Here is a 2,738-nt window from a genome sequence, read left to right on the forward strand (position 1 = left end):
CTGGATCTCGGGCGGGATGCCGAGCGGGCGCTCGACAGCGTGCCGGGGCTGATCGTGGCGAGGTGGGTGGAGGGGAGAGCATGAAGCTTTTTGCGGTTGGTTTCGCCGTTAATAAAATGGCTCCAGATTCAATTCTACGGGCATTCGGAGTATGTGTTTTGGGTGCCCCGTCACATTTCTTCCAAGGACAAACAGTGGTTTTCCTACGCGTCGAAGCGCTTCAATCGTGCGATCGATAATGGGAACATATCTTTGGTGCATATTTCCATGTGCAATCACAACAATTTCGGCTTCTTCAGCCATCTCCACAATACTTGGCAAATTGTCGGGGCTGCAGGCTTGATTTATTTGGTTTGGAAGATCGCGGGGTTTGGTGGCTCGCCAATCAAGTACGTTACCTTTCAGATACCGGGAATAGCCGAGATCCACTGACAATAGGCGCTCCCTCTTGCACGTAGGATCATCATCTTGCGCATCCGCTATACTGGGGTTCATACCGATCCACAGGATAGATCGTGGACACACGCCTTGAGGTGTCCAATCACGAACTAGGCGTTGGCGATATCTGCCATCGGCTGAAATATTCTCCTCACCCCTAACGCCTTCTGGTAGTGGCAAGCGACGCATCCCGCCGGCTACATGTAGTGGTTCAATCAGTCCAGGGTTGTCTCTCGACGGTATCATTGATCTCTTCCCTTCAGTGCGGATTCCGAAGACTCGCAGCCTGGCAACGTGCGTAAGCAACTGACACCAAAAAATATTGTGCATAAGATCGAGCTAGCACTTTCAAATGCCCACCTCCTGCGAAACCATCCTCGCCGCGCTGCACGCGCGGCTTTTGGCGTTGCCCGCCACCGCCCTCCGCGGCGAGGTCCTTCCCGAGCGGATGCCGGCCAACGGCCCGCTCGTCTTGCGGGACGGTGAGCCAGAGGCTTTCGGTCACAGTTTCCGCAGATACGCCCAGGATACATACCCCTTGAGCCCACGTGCTTGCTTCAGGGATACGTTGCACCAGCGCGTTCCGCCGGTCTGCTCGCAAGTGTGGACGCGCAACACGGTACCGTTCGGCAGGCCAAGGATCACGCGGTACCCGGTTCCGGGGCCAGCGCGCATCTTGAGCATGTTATCCCCTTCGACGCCGGAAACCTCGAAGCGTCCGAGCGACGCGGCCACTGCAGCGTTGGGACTTAGGGAAGTCCCGATAGCAAGCGCCAGCAGCGCGACACAGAAGGCTTTGCGCATCGTCTTCTCCTGATTTCTGCCTCGATGAAGATCGTAGTTTATCGGACCGCCAAAAGAAACTGCCACATGATGGCCGTGTTTGATCTTCGGGATCGCGGAAGTTTTCAAATAGGCTTTGGGTTGCGATTCCAGCTGAAATATCGCCGAGCCGCTCGTTTCTCAGCTAGAATGGTTGGGCAACGCGATCAGGCAAGTGCGGTTTCAGCGATACCGCGTGAACGCCATCATGATCGAAACTAGGAACGCGATCATTGGAATGAACATGGAAATTGACACGTCATTCGATGTTTACTCAGACACACCGGCCGGCATGGATCCGGACAGCTACAGCCGCACGTTACGCAGCTACCACAAAATGCTCTGGAGCAAACCGCTGCCGAACGGCAGTGCCTTTTATCTATCAGACAGCCGCCCTGGCACGTATCTGTATCACAAATCAGAGCTTGGTGAGTTCTTCCTTTCCAGTGACTCGTTTGGACATACCTACCGATATGTCAAAGCGATGGCCCCAATCATAGATAGGATCCCGGAAGACGAACTGACGCGGTTCTTCTCGATTTGCAGCACCGTTGGCGCGTACATCCTGTTTCCTTCTCGGCAGGTCGAGCGGAAACCGACTATCAATCAGGCCCGTGGCATGCATGGGAAGATCAGAGATCGTTTCGACCTCAGCTTGGAATGTATCAGGCGACACTACGACAATCAGAGCAGCCCACTCAGTGAAACATTGGCACGGTACGCCTACTTTTTTGACCTGTTCGGAAACTTCAGGGGCTATGTCCAATTTTTCCTACTTCAGGATTTCGTCTCGGATGACGGAACTTCGATTAATTTCTTGCTTCCATTCACTGATTTCGACGCCATGCCGTTGCCGTCTGACGTTCACGAATATCGATCATACAGAGACCGGCTTGTTGAGTCTGTAATCGCCAGGAACCGAAGAATCGAAACGCTGGCCGCTTAATTCGGTCGATCCGTAGGCACGACCAACTGGTTGCAAAGAGACCGCGCTCATAGCTGCACAACTCTAGTGAGCCGTGTTTTGCCCTGCATCGTTCGCGAAACACTTGCTCGCTCCGCAAAAGGCGCAATATGCCCTCCACCCGCGAAACCATCCTCGCCGCGCTGCATGCGCGGCTCTCCGCGTTGCCCGCCACGGGCCTGCGCGGAGAAGTGCTGCCCGAGCGTGTCCCAGCCGAGGGTCTTCTGATCCTGCGTGATGGCGAGCCGGGCGAGCCGGAGGTGACGCTGTCGCCATTGGCCTTCCACTATCAGCACCGCGCCGAGATCGAGGCCGTGGTACAGGGCGCCGACCGTGACAGCGCCTTCGACACGCTCTGCGCCAGCATCGGCGCTGTGTTGGCCACCGATCGCACGCTGGGCGGGCTTTGTGACTGGATCGAGGCCGAGGCGCTGCGCCCGGTCGATCTGGCCGTAGAGGGCGCGGCGAGCCTGAAGGCGGCCGTGATCCCGGTGGTGCTACACTACACCACGGC

General features: G+C 56.5%; 4 protein-coding genes and 2 pseudogenes. 4 read left to right on the forward strand and 2 right to left on the reverse strand.

All coding sequences use genetic code 11. From position 1 onward, the window contains the following. A pseudogene (locus MB818_RS22150) lies at positions 1–84 on the forward strand (DUF6441 family protein); the annotation flags it as partial. A gap of 24 nt (positions 85–108) precedes the next feature. Here MB818_RS22150 and MB818_RS21715 read toward each other — a convergent pair. Continuing rightward, complete coding sequence (locus tag MB818_RS21715; RefSeq protein ID WP_369426351.1) at positions 109–768, reverse strand: DUF1643 domain-containing protein; 660 nt, start codon at positions 766–768, stop codon at positions 109–111. 22 nt (positions 769–790) lie between these two features. Here MB818_RS21715 and MB818_RS21720 point away from each other — a divergent pair. Next, a pseudogene (locus MB818_RS21720) lies at positions 791–928 on the forward strand (acyl-CoA transferase); the annotation flags it as partial. 11 nt (positions 929–939) lie between these two features. On the opposite strand, the gene MB818_RS21725 reads toward MB818_RS21720, so the two are convergent. Beyond that, entirely contained in the window at positions 940–1,242 is a 303-nt protein-coding gene (locus MB818_RS21725) for an SH3 domain-containing protein (protein ID WP_238906504.1), read from the reverse strand. A 214-nt stretch (positions 1,243–1,456) separates the two neighbouring features. Between MB818_RS21725 and MB818_RS21730 the strand changes: the two genes are divergently transcribed. Then, on the forward strand, positions 1,457–2,206 hold the full coding sequence (locus MB818_RS21730; RefSeq protein WP_238906506.1) for a DUF6994 family protein: 750 nt from the start codon (positions 1,457–1,459) through the stop codon (positions 2,204–2,206). Between the two features lie 128 nt (positions 2,207–2,334). After that, positions 2,335–2,738: acyl-CoA transferase (locus MB818_RS21735; RefSeq protein WP_238906508.1), on the forward strand; the 404-nt coding region annotated here is incomplete at its 3' end.

It is taken from the genome of Ruegeria alba (assembly GCF_022321465.1).
Classification (GTDB): Bacteria; Pseudomonadota; Alphaproteobacteria; order Rhodobacterales; family Rhodobacteraceae; genus Ruegeria_B; species Ruegeria_B alba.